The organism is Bacillus sp. 05T31, from assembly GCF_056396725.1.
The window spans coordinates 1-19,834 of sequence record NZ_JBFTMA010000080.1 but is presented as its reverse complement, the minus strand read 5'-3'; the positions used below and the strand labels follow the sequence as shown (position 1 = coordinate 19,834).

The 19,834-nt window shown below is 35.2% G+C and carries 16 protein-coding genes and 1 pseudogene; 5 read left to right on the top strand and 12 right to left on the bottom strand.

Annotation, left to right across the window (positions count from 1 at the left end; translation table 11 throughout):
• Positions 1–121: 121 nt before the first annotated feature.
• Entirely contained in the window at positions 122–550 is a 429-nt protein-coding gene (locus tag AC1DJR_RS07870) for an EamA family transporter (RefSeq protein ID WP_002029573.1), read from the top strand.
• Positions 551–564: 14 nt separating this feature from the next.
• Here the strand turns inward: AC1DJR_RS07870 and AC1DJR_RS07865 are convergent, their stop codons facing one another.
• Positions 565–1,158: a DedA family protein gene (locus AC1DJR_RS07865; protein ID WP_002029574.1), complete on the bottom strand. Its 594-nt coding sequence runs from the start codon at positions 1,156–1,158 to the stop codon at positions 565–567.
• A 476-nt stretch (positions 1,159–1,634) separates the two neighbouring features.
• Between AC1DJR_RS07865 and AC1DJR_RS07860 the strand changes: the two genes are divergently transcribed.
• The gene (locus AC1DJR_RS07860; RefSeq protein ID WP_477002343.1) at positions 1,635–4,403 is read left to right on the top strand and encodes a tetratricopeptide repeat protein; all 2,769 of its coding nucleotides are present in this window, start codon (positions 1,635–1,637) and stop codon (positions 4,401–4,403) included.
• Positions 4,404–4,616: 213 nt separating this feature from the next.
• On the opposite strand, the pseudogene AC1DJR_RS07855 reads toward AC1DJR_RS07860, so the two are convergent.
• The 3 genes and pseudogenes from AC1DJR_RS07855 to AC1DJR_RS07845 all read right to left on the bottom strand — a co-directional run.
• Positions 4,617–4,712, bottom strand: a pseudogene (locus AC1DJR_RS07855) (signal peptidase I); the annotation flags it as partial.
• A gap of 272 nt (positions 4,713–4,984) precedes the next feature.
• Positions 4,985–5,665, bottom strand: coding sequence for a lysoplasmalogenase (locus AC1DJR_RS07850; protein WP_477002342.1), 681 nt, complete (start codon positions 5,663–5,665; stop codon positions 4,985–4,987).
• 123 nt (positions 5,666–5,788) lie between these two features.
• Positions 5,789–6,739 (bottom strand): DMT family transporter, encoded by a 951-nt coding sequence (locus AC1DJR_RS07845; protein ID WP_002125011.1) that lies wholly within the window; start codon positions 6,737–6,739, stop codon positions 5,789–5,791.
• Between the two features lie 365 nt (positions 6,740–7,104).
• Between AC1DJR_RS07845 and AC1DJR_RS07840 the strand changes: the two genes are divergently transcribed.
• Positions 7,105–9,030, top strand: coding sequence for a heavy metal translocating P-type ATPase (locus AC1DJR_RS07840; protein WP_429686974.1), 1,926 nt, complete (start codon positions 7,105–7,107; stop codon positions 9,028–9,030).
• 181 nt (positions 9,031–9,211) lie between these two features.
• On the opposite strand, the gene AC1DJR_RS07835 is transcribed toward AC1DJR_RS07840, so the two are convergent.
• The 3 genes from AC1DJR_RS07835 to AC1DJR_RS07825 are packed head-to-tail and all read right to left on the bottom strand — an operon-like array spanning position 9,212 to position 11,121.
• Positions 9,212–10,081, bottom strand: a complete 870-nt coding sequence (locus AC1DJR_RS07835; RefSeq protein WP_429686975.1) for a YihY/virulence factor BrkB family protein — start codon at positions 10,079–10,081, stop codon at positions 9,212–9,214.
• A 6-nt stretch (positions 10,082–10,087) separates the two neighbouring features.
• Positions 10,088–10,603 (bottom strand): DUF4075 domain-containing protein, encoded by a 516-nt coding sequence (locus tag AC1DJR_RS07830; protein WP_429686976.1) that lies wholly within the window; start codon positions 10,601–10,603, stop codon positions 10,088–10,090.
• A gap of 53 nt (positions 10,604–10,656) precedes the next feature.
• Positions 10,657–11,121, bottom strand: coding sequence for a low molecular weight protein-tyrosine-phosphatase (locus AC1DJR_RS07825; RefSeq protein ID WP_429686977.1), 465 nt, complete (start codon positions 11,119–11,121; stop codon positions 10,657–10,659).
• A 177-nt stretch (positions 11,122–11,298) separates the two neighbouring features.
• On the opposite strand from AC1DJR_RS07825, the gene AC1DJR_RS07820 reads away from it, so the two are divergent.
• Positions 11,299–11,523: a DUF1128 domain-containing protein gene (locus AC1DJR_RS07820; RefSeq protein WP_002010236.1), complete on the top strand. Its 225-nt coding sequence runs from the start codon at positions 11,299–11,301 to the stop codon at positions 11,521–11,523.
• A gap of 191 nt (positions 11,524–11,714) precedes the next feature.
• Positions 11,715–14,381: a cation-translocating P-type ATPase gene (locus AC1DJR_RS07815; protein WP_477002341.1), complete on the top strand. Its 2,667-nt coding sequence runs from the start codon at positions 11,715–11,717 to the stop codon at positions 14,379–14,381.
• Between the two features lie 138 nt (positions 14,382–14,519).
• On the opposite strand, the gene AC1DJR_RS07810 is transcribed toward AC1DJR_RS07815, so the two are convergent.
• The 5 genes from AC1DJR_RS07810 to AC1DJR_RS07790 form a co-directional block, all read right to left on the bottom strand.
• Positions 14,520–16,934, bottom strand: a complete 2,415-nt coding sequence (locus AC1DJR_RS07810) for a YceG family protein (RefSeq protein WP_477002340.1) — start codon at positions 16,932–16,934, stop codon at positions 14,520–14,522.
• Between the two features lie 110 nt (positions 16,935–17,044).
• Entirely contained in the window at positions 17,045–17,836 is a 792-nt protein-coding gene (locus tag AC1DJR_RS07805) for a TerC family protein (protein WP_477002339.1), read from the bottom strand.
• Between the two features lie 73 nt (positions 17,837–17,909).
• Entirely contained in the window at positions 17,910–18,488 is a 579-nt protein-coding gene (locus AC1DJR_RS07800) for a TerD family protein (protein WP_429686979.1), read from the bottom strand.
• 80 nt (positions 18,489–18,568) lie between these two features.
• Positions 18,569–19,153 (bottom strand): TerD family protein, encoded by a 585-nt coding sequence (locus AC1DJR_RS07795; protein ID WP_002029588.1) that lies wholly within the window; start codon positions 19,151–19,153, stop codon positions 18,569–18,571.
• 23 nt (positions 19,154–19,176) lie between these two features.
• A complete protein-coding gene (locus AC1DJR_RS07790; protein WP_477002338.1) occupies positions 19,177–19,773 on the bottom strand; it encodes a TerD family protein in 597 nt (198 codons plus the stop codon).
• Positions 19,774–19,834: the final 61 nt, after the last annotated feature.

Genomic DNA, 19,834 nt, shown 5'->3' with positions numbered 1-19,834 from the left:
AAATAGCAGAGTAGTATAATAAACCCCCACCTTATTAAAAATATAGGGCGGGGGTTTATTTCGTTTTTATACATGAGAATGATTTTCATGTATAATAATGTAAGATTGGAGGAGTTTCACTATGAGTTCATGGCTATTATTCGCACTATTATCAGCAATTGCTGCTGCCCTCGTATCTATTTTCGGAAAGATTGGCTTAGATGGAATCGATGCCAACGTCGCAACAACGGTTCGCTCTATTATTATGGCATTATTTATGGTAGGAGTTATTATTATACAAGGTAAATTTCAAAATATCGGTGATGTCCTCCTAAATAAAAAAGCACTGCTATTTATCACATTAAGTGGAATCGCTGGTGCTTCGTCATGGCTATTTTATTTTCTTGCRTTAAAAACAGGAAAAGTTTCACAAGTAGCACCTATCGATAAATTAAGTGTAGTATTTTCCATTATTCTCGCGATGATTATATTAGGTGAAAAGTTAAACTTTATGACTGGTATTGGTGTAGTCTTTATTACAGCTGGTGTATTATTTATTGCTTTCAGCTAAAAAAACCGCTATTATTAGCGGTTTTTTCTTTTCCTTATGTAAATCCACACAATCAATATTACAATTGCCGAAACTAATAAAATCCATATTCCATAATGATGTAAACTATATTCAACAAAGCGCCACTTCTCTCCCAGTTTCCAACCTAAGCCAATAAAAACACTTATCCAAATTAGTGCACCACCGTAAGCATACAAACAAAATCGCCACAATGTTAAATTTGAAACTCCAGCAAAATATGCTGTTAAATGACGTACTCCCGGTATAAAGTAGCCAATCATTAAAAGAAATGGACCGTATTTTTCAAATAAAATATGTGTTTTTTCAATATGATGTTCCTTAATTCTAACTTTCGGACCATATTTTTTTAAAACAGGGAGCCCAAGTTTTAAACCTAATATGTAACTTAATGTAATGCCAAGCATTGCACCTGCCATTCCACTTAAAAAAGCAGCTGTTCCTGACATAACTCCTTTTGAAATGTTATATCCAATAAAAGTCAATAAAAACTCATCCGGTATAGGTAATCCAACAATCCCGCCAGCTAAAGCTATAATAATTCCAAAATATCCATAATGTGCGATTAACTCGCCAATATGTTGTTCCATTCGGAAGACACATCCTATACACGATCGTTATCCCATATTGTGCCCATTCTATCTTTAAGACAAACATGGTATACATATTCACTATACATTGTTTTTATAATGAACTCTACTTCTATTACATTCCTTAAATAGAGATTTAATCGGTGGTTTTTTATCCATCCCTACTGATTATTAGCCTGAACCAATCGGGATTTTACGGGCAGCAGGTCTCCCACTTAACTTCCTTGCATTCGCTCAATTTTGGAGTAGGAGTCCTACTGCCTATAAATAGCGAGATAAAAAAATAAAAATTCATAGGCTTATTTTTTTGTTACAATAAAGGGAAGTTACTTTTTGCAACGGTTTAACTCTCAAGAAAAATGATATATCTAGCAAAAACATAGTTTGGTCTATATAATGCAACTTCTACCTATTAGAGTAACATGCACCCTTTTACATACAACATCATTTTTCTAAATTATACAGGGGGAACGAACATGACCATTGAAAAACAATTTATCCAAAAGATTTACTATAAAACATTTTTAACAGAAGACTCTTCCATTCCGGTAGCGGAAGTACTCGGTGAAGCATATATAAATGAATCAAAAAATGAATTCTCCAAYATATCTAATATTCGCTTTGCACAAGGTGAAGTTTATTTTCAAACTAACGACTTTGAAGCCGCTATATTCAAATGGGAGAAAGTAAATAATGAACTTGCTCTCTGGGCTATGAAGAATATTGCAGATGCTTATTTCGAATTAGATTTCTTGCCAAAAGCAGRAGAAATTTATACATCTATCCAAACAGAAGATACAACTCTTACAATGGAAGTTTCCCTACAACTTCTTTCCCTTTATATAGAGCAAAATCGTTTAGGACTAGCATTTAAGACGATTAGCGAGGCTGTTGCATTTCAACCAGACTATCCAAATATTACTGCAATCGCTCGATCGTTCTATGAAAAACAAGAAGATTGGAATAATGCTATTGAACTCGCTGTTCAAGAAGGAATTCGAACAAAATCATTACACTGGTTCGATACTTTAATCAATTATGTGAACAGAGGCTTTACTAAAAAAATTAAACCTGAGTATTTCTATGAATCTTTAAAAGCCTTATATACAATTGATCAAGTTCAATTTAAAGAGCTTGTTATCTCACTTTGGAACAGCTATGAAAATGAATCATTCCATCTCCCTTGGATTCAAACAATAAATCACCTATTCTTACATGTTGAAGTAGATGCTCATGACGATTGGAATGAAATTTCTACTCGCTATCAAGAGACGTACTTCGAATTGATTACTGGACAACATTTCATGCACGAATTACAAGGACTTGTACCAGATTTATTAACAAATTGGTTTAGTTTAATGAGAGCGGAAGATTCTTTACTTGTCTCCGCAGCAGTATTAGCATGGAATGAAGTTTCACCGACAACTCTAGAATCATTACTCGTAAAAAGCGCAGGTGCCTTACTTTCAAATACATCAGCTCATGCAAATGTTGATATGGCAGACGTATCAGCATTATTTGAAACGATTGCTGTATGGGCTGAGAAGAATGATGTAGATTTAGGTCATCAATTCACACTACTTGTTCGTGAGTTATACGATTTAACTGTTACACAACTTCTAGTAGCAGGAGCTAGCGATTATGATAAATCAGCCTTTATTAACTCTATACTAGGAGAAAATATATTAAATGAGGCTATAACAACTTCAATTACATTTAAAGATGATAGTCAAACTGAAATAACTGAGCTTACAGAACTAGATATACGAAATATACCAAACTTTGACGAACTTCATAACATACTAGCGGTACCTTCTCAGTCAAAACTAGAAAGAAAATGTATTGAAGTTAAATTACCAAGTAGATTTTTACGAAAAAATAAGTTTTCATTCCTTGTCACACCTACTGTGCATGGACAACTTGACAAAAAYAGCTCTCACTTTGAATACTTACAGGCAGCAGATAGTCTCATCTATGTCCTAAATTCAGCTTCACCATTACATGATGAAGAGCTCGATACATTATTATATATTCGTGAGCAAGTACCAAATTTACAAATTAAATTCGTCTTACAAACAATTGATACGAATACTAGTGAAAATATCACGAACAGCATTAAAAAGAAAATACTCGTACATTTCCCAGAAGCACACTTTTTCCCTTACTCTCCTTCACAAGAGAGTAGTGAACAGCTAGGTAACGTAACAGACTCTATTCTTTCTAACCTTACTAAGCGTAACGTGGAAAAAGAACGCATTGAAAAATTATTATGGTTTATCCAAAAAACAATTGCATACCTTGTAAATGAACGTGTGGAATTAGAAAATACGTTAGTGAAATCCGTTCGCTGGAATAAACATATTTTAGTAAAACTTGATGGTTTTATTAATAATCTTACTGCCATTCAAAAAGATAAAATTCGTTCTATTACAGAATCTTATCTCTTAACGAAAGAAGAGATTACGCAGGATATACATTCTCAAATTCCTGAATTGTTGCAGAGTTGCTCTGACCTCGTTCAAGAAGATAGTGATTTCAAACTGGTCCATGAAGAACTCAATGTAGCAATGAATGAAAGAATTCAAAAACATGTACAGCAAGTGCTTCTTCCTAAATTTACTGGGTCTATTCAAGAATGGATTGAAACTGCTCATAATGAATTCATTCAAGCTCAAGCTTATTTAGATGAAATGAGCGATACCTTTAATAAGCTCTATGAGGAAGAGCGTATTAAACTTCCTTGTGATTTCAAATTACTAGATGACTGGGATAGAGATGTTGCAAGAATGACGAATAGAATTACAGTAGCTAACATCAATATTTTATTACGCTTTACACCGACACAATTTTTCTTAAAGAGTGCAGGGAAATTATTCGGTAATATGCAAAAAAATCAATCTATGCTATCAAATAAATATAAACAATATATTGAAACAGAAGATTATACAGAAGTTGCTCAGATGATTTCAAAACAATTCTTCCTTCAATTTGAAGTATTTGAAGGTGCGCTAGAACGGGATATCATGATGTTCTTTAAAGACCCTCTTAGCATATTGAAACAAACCGTAGAAGCGGCCCAACTTGAAATACAAGAAGATGAGCAAACATTAACAAAGCTAAGAACAAACCCAGAAACTTATCATGATCCTTTAACACTCTTTAAATTGCAATTGTTACAACGAAAATTCATGTTAAATATCGATCAAAACAATGAAAATATTGCTTCACAAGAAACAATAAAGTGAAACTTTAATCAGTGGGGGTTTTTGTTCATCCCCCACTGATTATTAGCCCGCACCAATCGGGCGTTTACGGGCAGTTGATCTCCCACCTAGCTTCTTTGCTCCACCTGAATTTTGAGGTGGGAGTTTTACTGCCCACAAATAGCGGGATAAATAAAACACCAACTGTTTAAATAAGAAAAACCAAGCAACTAATTCGCTTGGTTTTTCTTATTTTTAATCTACAATTTTCACATGTTCAAATGGATAATATATCGCCATGAACTTTCCTAATACTTCTGTTCTATCAATGAGCCCTAAGCCGTTCCTACTTCTTTTTATTTTTATTATAAGTACTCCGGCTGGTTAATTTCCACAAAATTCTGAATTATAACATTAGAATATTACAAATATAAAAATAATAATCCCTATAAATTCACTATTTTTATATACTATGTTTTCCATCTATCAAACAGGACTTTTCCTATGAAATTTATGCTTAGAAAGTATAAGATACTGCACAAATTAAACAAACAAATATAATAGCATAGCAATAAAAAAGATACTCTCAAAATAGTYTATCAACTATTTTTGAGAGTATCTTTTTATAATCCTRCATATACAATACACATCTGCGCTGCGACATATGTAAACCAAATCCAAAGCGGTTCATACTTCAGTTTGCGCCCTCCGATATCTGTCACGCCGATAATAAAATCAGAAATCACAAACAGTAAACCACCAAGTGCTGGTATCCACCATATTCCTATATTCTCGTAATATAAGGCGAATGCAAAACATGYCATTCCTCCAACCCACAAACCGTAAATTAGAGCGCCTATTGTAAAAAGTTTGTCTTGTTTTTCATTTCGAATAAAGAAAAACCACCCTATAATTAGAAAGAGTCCGTATACGAATAAACCGATCCAAAAACCATTCCATGAAATACCTGTTTGTAAAAATGCTTTCACATAGAAACAATGTGCAAGAGCGAAAGTAACCATTCCTCCAATTAATCGATGACCAATTGGAATTAATCCTGCCATAAATAAATCCCCTACAGTTGATAAAGTCATACCGAGTGCAACCCACGTACTGTACTCAGCCGATGGATCTTGTAACCATATCCAAATTGCACTTCCTGTTAAAGAAAAACTAAGAATAAGACGAACTGCTAAAGGTAACGGCATATTATTTCTCGTTCTCTTCGTCTGTCCTATTGCATAAATTGCTCCCATTAAAAAAAGAATAATTTGCCCGACTAACACAATGTAAAGTACATTCATAATATGTTCTCCTCAATAAATGCTTTATTCTATCTTTTTTCGTTACATATATCACGTTCTCCTTTTTCTATGTAAAAAAAGAAGAACAATACTGTTCTTCCATTTTAATCGTTTTTCTGTTCTCTATGCTACTTGTTTTTCTTGCTCAACTTTCTTTTTAACCGGGTTACGATTTACTACAATAATTCCCGCTGCGACACATGCTAAACCAAATAGTACAAAGGAATGGATTGCTTCCCCTAAAATTAGACTTGATAGTAGTACACCAAACACTGGTATAAAGAACATATACATCGAGACTTTCCCTACTTTGTTATACTTCATAATTGTATTCCATATACAGAATCCGGCTGCTGATAAGAACGATAAATATATGAGCATAAGTATTGCATGTAGATTAAATGTGAATGGCATCATTCCAACTTGAAATGCACCTATACATAGCAACCCAATTGATCCGAAAATCATCTGATATGCTGTCATATACCCAATATCTAATGTTTTACTACCTTCTTTCGCTAATATGTTTCCATACGAATACATCATGGCTGCCCCAAGAAGTAATAAGCTACCTATTCCAAAATGAAATGATAAACTTCCATCACTCGGTACATTCACTAAAATCACACCGCAAAAACCGATAGCTACTCCAATTACTTTTCGCCTATTTAGAGCATCATCTTTATATAAAAAGTGTGCGAGTAAAATTTGAAAGAATGATGATGTTCCTGAAATAATCGCTCCTTCAATTCCTGAGCTGTAACTCATTCCAATATAAAAACATATATATTGAAGAAAAGTTTGAAACAAGCCAATTTGAACTAACTGCTTTCCTGTTCCTTTTTTGAACTTCATATCTTTTCCTAACGCTTTAAAAAATAATAAGAGCATTACACCAGATAAGAAAAAGCGATAGCCAGCAAATAATATTTGTTCCCCGACTTCTTGTGGCTGAATTCCAAGTTCAGCATAGCTTAATTTAATAAAGGGAAATGCGCTTCCCCATAAAAATGTTGCTACTATTGCAGCAATAAACACGCCAATCGGATGGGTAAAAAATTTCTCTGTCTTCAACTTGATGTCTTCCTTTCCGACCTTTTTATGAACAATATTCATATATACCAAAGGAAATGCGAAAACACAAGTTTTCAGTTTATCCCGCTATTCGCCGGGCAGTAAAAGCCCGATTGGCGAGGGCTAATAATCAGCGTGGGATGAACAAAACCCCCACTAATTAAAGTTTCACTTTATACTAAAACAAAAACATATCATCTAAGAAAAACATATGCTATACTATAGAATAATTACAACATAATAACTATTAAAATCAGATTCAACAGAAATGCTGCTATCCATTATGGATGGCAGCTTTCGTCGTTTTATAGGGGTTTCGATTTTGATTCTTTTTCTCAATAAGAATTCGGAAGGAGCGAGTATTAATGAACGCAGAAGTAAAAACATTACAAGCACAAAAAGATATTTCTAATCCCTCTTTATGGGATACATTAAAGAAACATTATGAACTTATATTTGCAATCGCATCTGGTATTTTTATTTTAGCTGGTTGGTTATTCACAAAAAATAATGCAATAAGTGCAGGTATTACTTTATATATCCTTGCTTATGTAATTGGAGGATTTGCAAAAGCGAAAGAAGGTATTGAAGACACAATTGAAGAGAAAGAGCTAAATGTTGAAATGCTCATGATTTTTGCAGCTATCGGTGCCGCAGTTATTGGTTACTGGGCAGAGGGTGCTATTTTAATCTTCATCTTTGCATTAAGCGGAGCAATGGAATCTTATACATTAAGTAAAAGCCAAAAAGAAATTTCAGCGCTTCTTGATCTACAACCTGAAGAAGCATTACGTATTTCAAACGGAATTGAGGAACGTGTTCCAGTTGAAAAATTACAAATTAACGATATTATTTTAATTAAGCCAGGTGAGCGTGTTCCTGCTGATGGCACAATTCATACTGGTGAAACAAATATTGATGAAGCTGCTATTACAGGAGAACCCATTCCGAATGAGAAAAAATTCGGCGATGAAGTATTTGCCGGCACTGTAAATTTACGTGGTGCTATTGAAGTTAAAATTACGAAGCCGAGCGATCAAACATTATTCCAAAAGATTATTCGTCTCGTTCAAAGTGCACAAAGCGAAAAATCACCATCACAACTATTCATCGAAAAATTTGAAGGAACATACGTAAAAGGTGTACTACTTGTTGTTGCGCTTATGATGTTTGTTCCTCATTTCTTACTTGATTGGAGTTGGAATGAAACGTTTTATCGCGCGATGATTTTACTTGTAGTCGCTTCTCCTTGTGCGCTAGTTGCAGCCATTACACCGGCAACTTTATCAGCAATTTCAAACGGAGCGAGAAACGGTATTCTCTTTAAAGGTGGTATTCATTTAGAACGTCTAGCTTCAGTAAAGGCGATTGCCTTTGATAAAACAGGAACATTAACACAAGGAAAACCTACTGTAACAGATGTATATGTTCGAGAAGGCATAGCAGAAAGTGAAGTACTTTCTATTACAGCAGCGATTGAAAGTCACTCTACACATCCTTTAGCAGAAGCGATTGTTAAATATGCAAAACATGCTTACGACATTACGATAAAAAAACCAGAAAACGTTGAAGATGTAACTGGTTTTGGATTAAAAGGAATATTAGAAAACAAATCTTATAAAATTGGTAAAGCTGATTTTATTGGAGAAGAAACAAAGACATTTCATAATGGCATTTCTGCTTCACTTGAAAAAGAGGGGAAAACTGTCGTTTATATTAGTGATGAGGATGGTATTCTTGGACTGATCGCTTTAAAAGATACCCTTCGCCAAGAAACGATAGCGGCTATTCGTGATTTGCAAAGCATTGGTGTCGAAGCAATCATGATTACTGGTGATAATGAAGAAACAGCAAAAGCAATTGCCAATGAAAGTAATATAAAAGAATATTACGCATCATGTTTACCGGAAACAAAAGTTGAAACGATAAAGCAGTTAAAAGAAAAGTACGGCATAGTCGCCATGGTTGGAGATGGTATAAACGATGCACCTGCACTCGCTACTTCTAGTATTGGTGTTGCAATGGGTGAAGGAACAGACGTAGCATTAGAGACTGCAGACGTTGTTCTTATGAAAAACGAATTATCTCGTCTCTCTCAAGCAATCCGTTTATCAAAACGAATGAACCGTATTGTGAAGCAAAACGTTATCTTCTCTTTAGCTGTCATTGCAATGCTGATTTGTTCTAATTTCTTGCAGTTTTTAGCTCTTCCATTCGGTGTTATTGGACATGAAGGAAGTACCATTCTTGTAATCTTGAATGGCTTACGATTATTAAAAGGAAATAAGTAACGGGTCCCTGATAAAGGACCCGTTTTTTTAATGGTAGCTATTGTGACCGTTCGCACTACTGCTCGTTTTATGCTTTGGATGCGAACTGCTCTTTTGTTTATTATTACTTTTATTATTGTGGTTCTTTTTATTATTACTCATGAAATATCCCCCCTGTTCCCTTTTATTATGGAACAAGAGCTCATTTTTCATTACGGGAATTATTGTCACCCGTTCTATAATGATGGAGTAAGCCATTAATTTCACCGCCAAGTAAAATTACCCACCCAGTTAAGTAAAACCATAACATTAAAATAATGATACCACCGAGACCACCATATGTATTAGCGTAATTCGCAAACTTATCTACATAATAAGCAAATGAGTACGATACCACAATCCATCCTACAGTAGCAAATATTGCTCCCGATATGACTTCTCTTCGCTTTAATTTCCGATCAGGCGCAAATGTATATAAAAAGCTAAACAAAGCGATTAAGACAAAGAAACTTGCTACTAAACGCGTAATACTCCAAACATAAGAAAAACTATCCGATAAACCAATTGCTTTAAACACGGCTGCCCCAATCACTTGTCCAAATACTGGGACGATTAGTGCAAACACAATCATAAAAATTATCGCTAACGTGAACACGATAGATAAAGCTCTTGTTTTAATAAAGGAACGGGTTTCTGTTACATCATAAGCGCGATTAAAAGCGTTCATAACCGCATTCACCCCGTTTGAAGCAAACCATAACATCGATAGTAAACCGAATGATAATAAACCACCATTTTGTTCGTTTACAACTTTATCTACGTTTACTTCAATTAAGTTCATTGCATCTTCCGGTACGTACGGTTCTAATAAATTGAGCACACTTTCTGTTTGAAGGTCGATAAAGCCAAGAAGCGTAATTAAGAAAACAAGCCCAGGAAAAATCGCAAGCAAGAAGAAATAAGCGAGCTGTGCTGCCAAGCCCGCTACATCATCGCGCATCGTCCGGTCATATAAATCTTTCCCAAACGAAAACGTACGATTTCTTCTCACTTTTTCTAAAATTTTTCTCATATATGTTTAAACGCTTTTCTTCTCTTCTTTATCTTGCTTTAACTCAATGTACGCTTCAGTTTTTTTTTCCTCTGCATTTGAGTCTTTCATAAATAATTCACGTGCTTCTTTCATACCGCCATCTTCAGCAACTACCGGCTCTTCTTCTGCTTTAAGCTCATCTACCTTTGGAGATACAGCTTGAATTTCAATCGTTTCTGGCTTTTCTTCTCGCTCAACTTTTTTCTTACTAAAAATTTCTTTCGTTTCTTTTAACGTYTCTACAACAGACGGYGTCAATTTTTTRATTTCTGCTACTTTCGCTTTCACTACATTGAAATCAGCAAGTTCGCGTCCTTTATCTGTAACAGTTTGCACTCTTTCTTTTATCTTCGCATTTTCACCAATTTCAATCATCTTTGTTTTTGCTTTTTCTGCCGTRTTTTTTACTTTTTCACGGTTTTCTTTCTTTAACATAGATACAGCTACACCTGCAGCTACACCAATCGCAATGTTTCGAGCAATATTATTTTTCTTTGCCATATTCCTTCACCCTTTCATTTCTTATATTAGAAAGTATTACTTTCTAAGTTTCCTCATATTCCTTGTTCATTTCGAATGAAAGCTAATAGCTTTGCACACCCTTCTGTTACAAGGTCATACACTTCTTGAAAGTTCCCTGTATAGTAAGGGTCAGGAACGTCTGTCCAGCCACCGTCTGGAACAAAATCGGACAGTCTACCAATATAGCCTCCAGTTTTACCAAAACTTTTTAAATCTGCTATATTCTTGTTGTCCATGGCAATAATATAATCAAACTTTGTTAAGTCTTCTTTTTCTATTTTCCTTGCTTTAATTCCTTCAAAAGCGACTTCATTTTCTTTTAAAATTTTTTGTGTTCCTTTATGTGGTGGATGACCAATATGCCAATCTCCAGTTCCTGCAGAATCAATGACAATTTTCTCTTCGAGTCCCTCTTTTACGACAAGGTCTTGAAAAATCGCTTCTGCCATTGGAGAACGACAAATGTTCCCAAGACAAACAAACAATACTCGGACCATATTTTTGTTTCTTCCCTTCTTGGTGCATTTCTTACCATATACTTATATAGTATAAACAACCAATTATTAATTATAAAGGAAATCCCTACTAATTTAATAGGATTGAAAAGTTTCATTAACGAAAATGATAAAAAAATGTTAAGATAACCTTATGTTATTTTAAAGGGGGACACTTCGGTGGATTTATCCGTAAAATCAGAAGCAAACGTTGAATATATGGTAGAAGCTATTAAAGAAAAATTACGCATGGTTAATGCTGGAGCAATGAGAGCTGCTAGTTTTAACGAAGAGATGTACGAGGACTTACGTGACATTTATGAGCACGTTATGAAACGTGAAACATTCAGTATTAGTGAAATGCAAGCTATTACAGAAGAGTTAGGTACATTAATTAAAAAATAACCAAGAGCCTCATAAATAGAGGCTCTTTTAATTTCAACAAATTCATGACAACTCCCCTCTTTTCCTCCTCACATTCTAAATTACTGTACAATGAAAGTAGAACCTCACCTTAGATTTTTTCTCCATACATACTACTCTAAAAAAATTGCCACACTACCATTGCTAACTGTTTTTACTGGAGGTGCTTACTTATGAGCAATTGGTACAGTAAGACGAAAAATCAAACATTAATCGACCTAGAAACAAATGAACAACACGGTTTAACAGATAAAATCGTAAATGAACGTTTAAAGCAATATGGTTACAATGAATTAGCTACCAAACAAAAACGTACTTTATGGCAGCGCGTTTTCGCCCAAATTAAYGACGTCCTCGTATATGTCCTTATTATTGCTGCCCTTATTTCCGCCTTTGTAGGTGAATGGGCCGATGCAAGTATTATCGCGCTCGTTGTAGTTTTAAATGCTGTTATCGGTGTCATCCAAGAATCAAAAGCAGAACAGGCTTTAGAAGCAYTRAARAARATGGCRACACCTAAAGCTATCGTAAARCGMGAYGGYGAACTAAAAGARATYCCATCTGAGCACGTCGTTCCAGGTGATATCGTCATGCTTGATGCCGGGCGGTATATCCCCTGCGATTTACGACTTATCGAAACTGCGAATTTAAAAATTGAAGAATCTGCTCTAACTGGTGAATCTGTCCCTGTCGATAAAGATGCAGTCTACCACCCTTCCATGCAAAATGATGAGCAAGTACCATTAGGTGATCAAAAAAACATGGCCTTTATGTCGACGTTAGTAACATACGGACGTGGCATCGGTGTTGCTGTTGAAACTGGGATGAACTCACAAATTGGCAAGATCGCTACCCTTTTACATGAAGCAGACGATGATATGACACCACTTCAAAAAAGCTTAGCACAAGTAGGAAAATATTTAGGATTTGTCGCTGTAGCTATTTGCACTACTATGTTTCTCATCGGTTTTTTACAGGGCCGGGATACGTTAGAAATGTTTATGACCGCAATTAGTTTAGCTGTTGCAGCCATTCCAGAAGGCTTACCAGCTATCGTTTCCATCGTTCTTGCAATTGGTGTTCAGCGTATGATTAAACAAAACGTTATCATTCGTAAACTACCAGCTGTTGAAGCTCTCGGTTCTGTCACAATTATTTGTTCAGATAAAACAGGTACRTTAACKCAAAATAAAATGACCGTTACTCACTTTTATAGTGATMRCACATACGACCAGCTAGAAAATTTGAATGTAAATAATGATGCAAACCGTCTATTATTAGAAAATATGGTTTTATGTAACGATGCCTCTTACGGTGCCGACTCACAAACAGGGGATCCTACAGAAATTGCCCTTCTTGTTGCCGGAAGCTCTTTTAACATTCAAAAAGATCATTTAGAAAATAAACATGAACGTGTTAACGAATTGCCTTTCGATTCTGATCGTAAAATGATGTCAACTGTACATACGTACGATGAAGGCTACTATAGCATGACGAAAGGTGCTATTGATAAACTTTTACCTCACTGTACCCATATCTTTATAAATAATAAACTTGAGGTCCTAAAAGATTCTGATAAAAATCAAATATTAGAAGCTGCCGGATCAATGTCGCAAGAAGCCTTAAGAGTACTCTCATTCGCATATAAACGATACGATTTAAACGATATGGATATAAATCATCTCGAAGAAAATCTCATCTTTATCGGTCTTGTCGGTATGATTGATCCACCACGTACAGAAGTAAAAGATTCAATTACAGAATGTAAAAAGGCTGGTATTCGCACAGTTATGATTACGGGTGATCATAAGGATACCGCCTTTGCAATTGCCAAAGAACTTGGCATTGCTGAAGAAATATCTGAAATTATGATTGGAACTGAATTAGATACCATTTCAGATACAGAACTAGCAAGTAAAATTAATCACTTAAATGTATTCGCTAGGGTCTCTCCAGAACATAAAGTGAAGATTATAAAAGCATTACGTGCTAAAGGAAATATCGTTTCCATGACTGGTGACGGTGTAAATGATGCTCCATCTTTAAAACAAGCAGATGTTGGAGTAGCAATGGGAATTACAGGAACAGATGTCGCAAAAGGCGCAGCAGATGTAGTTTTAACAGAYGATAACTTCTCATCTATTGTGARAGCTGTTGAAGAAGGAAGAAATATTTATCGTAATATTAAAAAGTCTATTCTCTTCCTACTCTCTTGTAACTTCGGCGAAATTATAGCTCTCTTTTTAGCTATTTTACTCGGCTGGGCAACACCACTACGCCCTATTCACATTTTATGGGTAAATTTAATTACAGATACACTACCTGCATTATCACTCGGTGTTGATCCTGAAGATCCAGATGTGATGAAGGAAAAACCACGACATGCGAAAGAAAGCTTATTTAGCGGCAGCGTTCCTTTTCTTATTTTCAATGGGGTTGTAATTGGACTTCTTACTTTAACAGCCTTTATCGTTGGGGCAAAGCTCTATACAGGAGATACAAATTTATTTCCTCTCTTCCCAGATCAAATTGATGAAGACGCTCTATTACACGCTCAAACGATGGCATTTGTCGTTCTTAGTTTTTCTCAACTCGTTCATTCATTTAACTTACGTTCAAGAACGAAATCAATTTTTTCAATTGGGATATTTACAAATAAATATTTAGTCTTCTCACTTCTAATCGGTGTTCTTATGCAAGTGTGTATCATCTCCATCCCACCTCTTGCCAATATATTTGGTGTGCATGCATTAACAATGCGAGATTGGGGATTTGTTCTCTTGTTAAGTATCATTCCGCTTGTTGTGAATGAAATCATTAAATTATTTAAGAGAAAATAAAAGGCAATGAGGAATATTCCTCATTGCCTTTTTGTTTATCCCGCTATTTGCCGTGCAGTAAGACTCCCACCTCAAAATTCGGCTAGAGCAAAGAAGTTAGGCGGGAGATGAACATCTCCCACTGATTAAAGTTTCACTTTATCCTTGTAATTCTTTTTTGATATTCTCTGTTAATGTAGCCATACGCTTACGACTTTCTTCACGCTCACGTTTATTTTGCTCTTCAATTTGTTGTGTTTCTTGCATACCTCTTGAAATAATGTTCCAAGTTTCCTCAAGTGTTTCCATCTTAATACTAGAAGAACCTGATAATCTCGCTACTTCCACACTTTGAGTTGCGATATTTTGTGCATTTTTCTTAAGTAATTCATTTGTACGGCGATCAAGTTCAGCCATAGAGTCCGCAACAAGCTTTTGACGTTTCGCATTTACCGCTTGAATGATACCATTTTTAAAGATAGGAATCGTTGTAATAAATGCTGTATTGATTTTACCGATTAATTTATTGTTACCGCGTTGAATCATACGAATTTGTGGTGCTGTTAATAGAGCGACCATACGAGCTTTTTCTAAATCATCAATACGTTGTTCTAAAATTTCAACAGAGTTTTTAAGCGATTCTAATTCAATACCTGCTAACTGATCATTATTACGTATGCGCTCTTCGTACATCGGAACTAACTCTGTATTTAAACGCTCTAATAACATTTCCCCTGCTACTACGTATTTTTCTAAGTCTAAATAATACTTTAAGTTTTGCTCATATAAACCATCTAACGTACCAATTGATTTTTTCATTTCATCTTGATACTTCGTAATTTCTACGTATACTTTATCCATTTCGCGACCCATCGTCTGATACTTACTAAAGATTTGTTCAATCATTTTATCTGCTTTTTTGAACATACGTGAGAAGAACCCACTTTTCTCTTCCGCAAAGTCTTTACTATCAAATCTGTCCATAATTTTACCAAGCTGTTTTAATAATTCACCAGAGTCTTCTACTTTCGATAAAGACATTGTATGTAAAATTTGATCAGCGAAAATATACGGTTCAATATCGTTTCTCCCCGTTGGATTAAAGTGGAATACATCTACTCCAATTTGATTTAAAAATAGTAATAACACAGCATCAGAACGACTTAATTCTCCGCTCTTCTCATTATTAAATATAACAATTTTCGGTACTTCTTGCGAATAATCAAATTTCTCAAGCTGCTCTAAAATGTTCGGTGGTATTTGAGARAKTTGTGCGAAAACATACAGYGCTACATCTTGTTTCGTCTCTTTCGCAATTGGTTTACACATTTCACTTTCRCACGTATGGATSATTGCTTCTGCAATACCATGTTGTAATCCTTCTGGTAAACGCTTATGYGGCCACCAATGGCTGTTCATAATTAAATCCGGATGTAACTTYCCCCCGCGGTCCAATGCATCTCGATAATGATATTGGAAATTYGCTTTTTGTTCTTTCGTAAACGGGAATGTATTAATTAATAAACTGTTATCAAATGATGTAACAGCCTTTAATCGCTGAAAATATTCTTTATCATTCTTTGAAACGCCTGATATTTTTGCAAATAAAGAAGGAATATAAATATGCTTATTTTCAACAAAGAATGTTGGACGTACAAATGCCTTTTCTTTCGTAATTAAAAAGAGTTCATCGTACGTTGTTTTGAGCGTACGGGCTACAGGTGTATACGAACGGAATTGCCATGGTTTGTATAATAATGAATTATCGTGGTGAAGTACTTGCTCGATTTCTTTTGAAGCTTGATAAGCTACTGTTGCGACGCGTTCACGACGCCGATCAGGAAATGGTTCCAATGAAATACGTCCTGAATGAGATACGACAAAGGTCTTTCCTTCCTCATCTACACTCTCAAATCCATCTTTTCCTTCTGGGTGATAATAAAGCACATCACAGCCGAGCATAATAAGAAAGTATAAGAAATATATACGACTCTCCGTCGCATCACCGTACCAAACGATACGTGGCATTTGTTTCTTATAATTAATCGTAGAGAACCACTTCGCTACGTAATTTTCACTTAATTTAATCATATCGATTAAGAAACGCCGGAATCCTTCTGTTTTTAAAGATTGATTATGTTGTTTCTCATACAATTTCAATACAGAAATAAACGTCGTATGTATATAATGCTGTAAATCAGGATTGTCTACTTGCGGTAATAGTTGTTTTCCAGACAAATGTGCTACAAGCCTATTTACTGTAAGTCCATTCGGCGCTTCTTGATGTAATGCAAAAACTTCTTGAATATGGCGCAGTTTTTCGGGATCAATCACCTTATTTAAATTTTGTTCATGCAAAATCTCGATCCCTTTTGCTTCACTATAATCAAATAGTCCATTGAAATATTCATCTACATCATTAGGAACACCAAGAATGCGACTTGCTATGTAACTAAATTTCATCTCATTCTCTGTCAGTTCATATTGTGGGCGTTTTTCTAAAAGCGCTTCAAATTGCTTTAAATCTGATTCATCTTTTAATGCACATGGTTGAAGTGTAAAACGTGAAAACACAACAGTTCACCTCCAAAAACATTTACGTTTTTTATAAAGTCTCTCTTCTATTATAAACTATTTTTAGTTATAAAAAATGGGCGCTCGCATAACGAGCAAACCCATTTCAACTATTTATGTTCATTTTTAGTAGCTGCAACTTCTTCTTTTGCTTRTCCAGAATTCTTCATGTAGTGAAGTATAAATGTTGCTCCAAACGCTATAACTAAAATAATAAAGAACAGCGTATGACTTACTTCAATATGAATGACAGACAGTAGCATTTTTGCTGCAATAATTAARATTAAAATATATGCTGTCGTTTCAAGTTCTGGAATACGCTCTAACAATTTTAAGAATACRCCAGCRATACCRCGCATCATTAAAATACCGAGCATTCCACCTAATAGTAAAATCCAAACTTCATTCGATACACCAAAYGCAGCAAGTACACTATCTACAGAGAATGCGATATCCATTAATTCAACCATCGCAACCGTTCCCCAGAAAACACCGAACATTCTGAAGAGAATACTATTTTGGTTCATACCATGGGCTTCTTCTTCTTCTGAAGTGCCTTTTCTTTTATCAATGAAATATTTAATTGACAGCCAAGCTAAGTAAAGTGCACCTAACACTTTTACCCACGCCAATTTAATTAAGAACATTCCGATTCCAATTGCAATAAAACGGAATACATAAGCTCCAATCAGTCCATAGAATAATGCTTTTTTTCGTTTTTCTTCTGGAAGATGTTTTACCATTACCGCTAACACAAGTGCATTGTCAGCAGATAATAACCCTTCAAGTACAACAAGTGTACCTATTAACCCCCAAGATACTGGATCTTGTAACACTTTAATCCACATGTCCAAGTCGAAAAACTGAGCATACGTATCAAGGATTCCTTGCAAAATACTCATCTTACCTTTATCCCCTATTCTTTGCTAGATTTATAGAAAGGTCAAAAAAAGGAAACGAATGTCGTTTCCCTTCTTATGCATCCAAGCCATACGCTTTTACAAGCGCACCTAATCCACCTTGGAATCCGCTTCCTACTGCACTAAACTTCCACTGTCCATTATGACGATATAATTCACAAAAGACAACTGCTGTTTCAATGGAGAAATCTTCCCCTAAATCAAAACGAAGAACTTCTTCGTTTGTTTCTTCATTTGCTAAACGAACGAATGCATTTGCAACCTGTCCAAAGTTTTGATTACGGCCTTCACCATCATAAATTGTAACTGTAATAGCAATTTTATGAACATCTGCTGGAACTTTTTTCAAATCGACAACAAGTTGCTCATCATCACCGTCACCTGCACCTGTACGGTTATCTCCTGTATGTAAAACTGATTCACAAGGAGACTGTAAATTATTATAAAAAATAAAATCAGTTTCCTTCGTACATTTCCCGTTCGCATCTAATAAAAAGGCAGATGCATCTAAATCGAAATCAGATCCACCATCATAAGATTTAGTATCCCATCCAAGACCAATTACTGCTCTTGATAAACCTGGGCTTGTTTTAGCTAAATCAATTTTCTGTCCTTTTTGCAATTGAATAACCATATATATTCACCTCTATATTTTAATTTCAAAAAATATATCCAGCAGTAAATACGCGTTTCACTGATGGATATATAAATCTATTACTCTACATCTAAACCAAAGTTATTACATAGAGAACCTAATCCACCTTGGAATCCACTTCCGATTGCATTGAATTTCCATTCACCTGCGTGACGGTATAATTCGCTTACTACTACAGCTGTTTCAATAGAAAAATCTTCTCCTAAATCGTAACGAATTAATTCTGCATTCTTTTCTTCATCCAAAATGCGTACGAAAGAGTTAGAAACTTGTCCGAAGTTTTGGCTACGGCCTTCTCCATCATAAATTGTGATTGTGAAGCAAATACGTTCGATATGTGCAGGAACATTTTTTAAGTCTATTTTAATTGTTTCATCGTCGCCTTCACCTTCACCTGTACGGTTATCTCCTAAATGCTCTACAGCACCATTCGCACCTTTTGGATTATTATAGAAGACGAAATCCTCTGCCCCTGAAACTTTACCGTTAGCACCTACTAAGAAGATACTAACATCTAAATCGAAATCGTTTTGTCCGTCATAACGATTCGTATCCCAACCAAGTCCTACAAGAACTTTCGAAAGACCTGGATTTGTTTTTGTTAAGTCTACCTTTTGTCCTTTTTTCAATGAAATTGATGCCATATACGATTCCTCCTTGTTTTATTTTATTGGTAACGTGATACAATCTCACTTAARTTTTTATCTTGTGTTCCTTCTCCMAYTGCTGAAAACTTCCATTCGTTTCCRTSTCGRTACATTTCMCCTGCAATTAAAGTCATTTTGCCAGCRTAATTATCTGACAAGTTATAACGYGCTAATTCTTCACCTGTTTGTGGGTTTTGAATACGAATATATGCATTGCGAATCATCCCAAAATCTTGACGACGATTTACACAGTCATAAATATTTACAACGAATACTAAACGATTAATACGGCTCGGAACTTTATGTAATTCTACGAAAATTGTTTCGTCGTCACCAGCGCCTTCACCTGTTAAATTATCTCCTGAATGAATGATACTACCACAAGTAGAAAGTTTGTTGCCGAAGTAAACTAAATCATTTTTGTTTAAAAAACGATCCCCTTCTAACATAACAACAGATGCATCACAATCTACACTTGGTTTACTTCCAAATAAAGAAGACAGAAACCCACCTGATTGCCCAATTGGATCCCAGCCTAAGCCAACCTGTAGTTTTGCTACTTTTGGTTGTCCTTTCGTTAAATCGATCTTTTGACCTTTTTCTAAAATAATAGGCATGCAGTTTCTTCCTTTCTACAAAGCATTTTCCAAGGCGGAAAATATTGTATTCTTCCCTTAT

Bases quoted from the DNA above. Each gene is read 5' to 3' on its own strand.
- AC1DJR_RS07840 (WP_429686974.1), top strand. From the start codon at position 7,105: ATGAACGCAGAAGTAAAAACATTACAAGCACAAAAAGATATTTCTAAT.
- AC1DJR_RS07835 (WP_429686975.1), bottom strand. From the start codon at position 10,081: ATGAGAAAAATTTTAGAAAAAGTGAGAAGAAATCGTACGTTTTCGTTT.
- AC1DJR_RS07865 (WP_002029574.1), bottom strand. From the start codon at position 1,158: ATGGAACAACATATTGGCGAGTTAATCGCACATTATGGATATTTTGGA.
- AC1DJR_RS07795 (WP_002029588.1), bottom strand. From the start codon at position 19,153: ATGGCATCAATTTCATTGAAAAAAGGACAAAAGGTAGACTTAACAAAA.
- AC1DJR_RS07825 (WP_429686977.1), bottom strand. From the start codon at position 11,121: ATGGTCCGAGTATTGTTTGTTTGTCTTGGGAACATTTGTCGTTCTCCA.
- AC1DJR_RS07800 (WP_429686979.1), bottom strand. From the start codon at position 18,488: ATGGTTATTCAATTGCAAAAAGGACAGAAAATTGATTTAGCTAAAACA.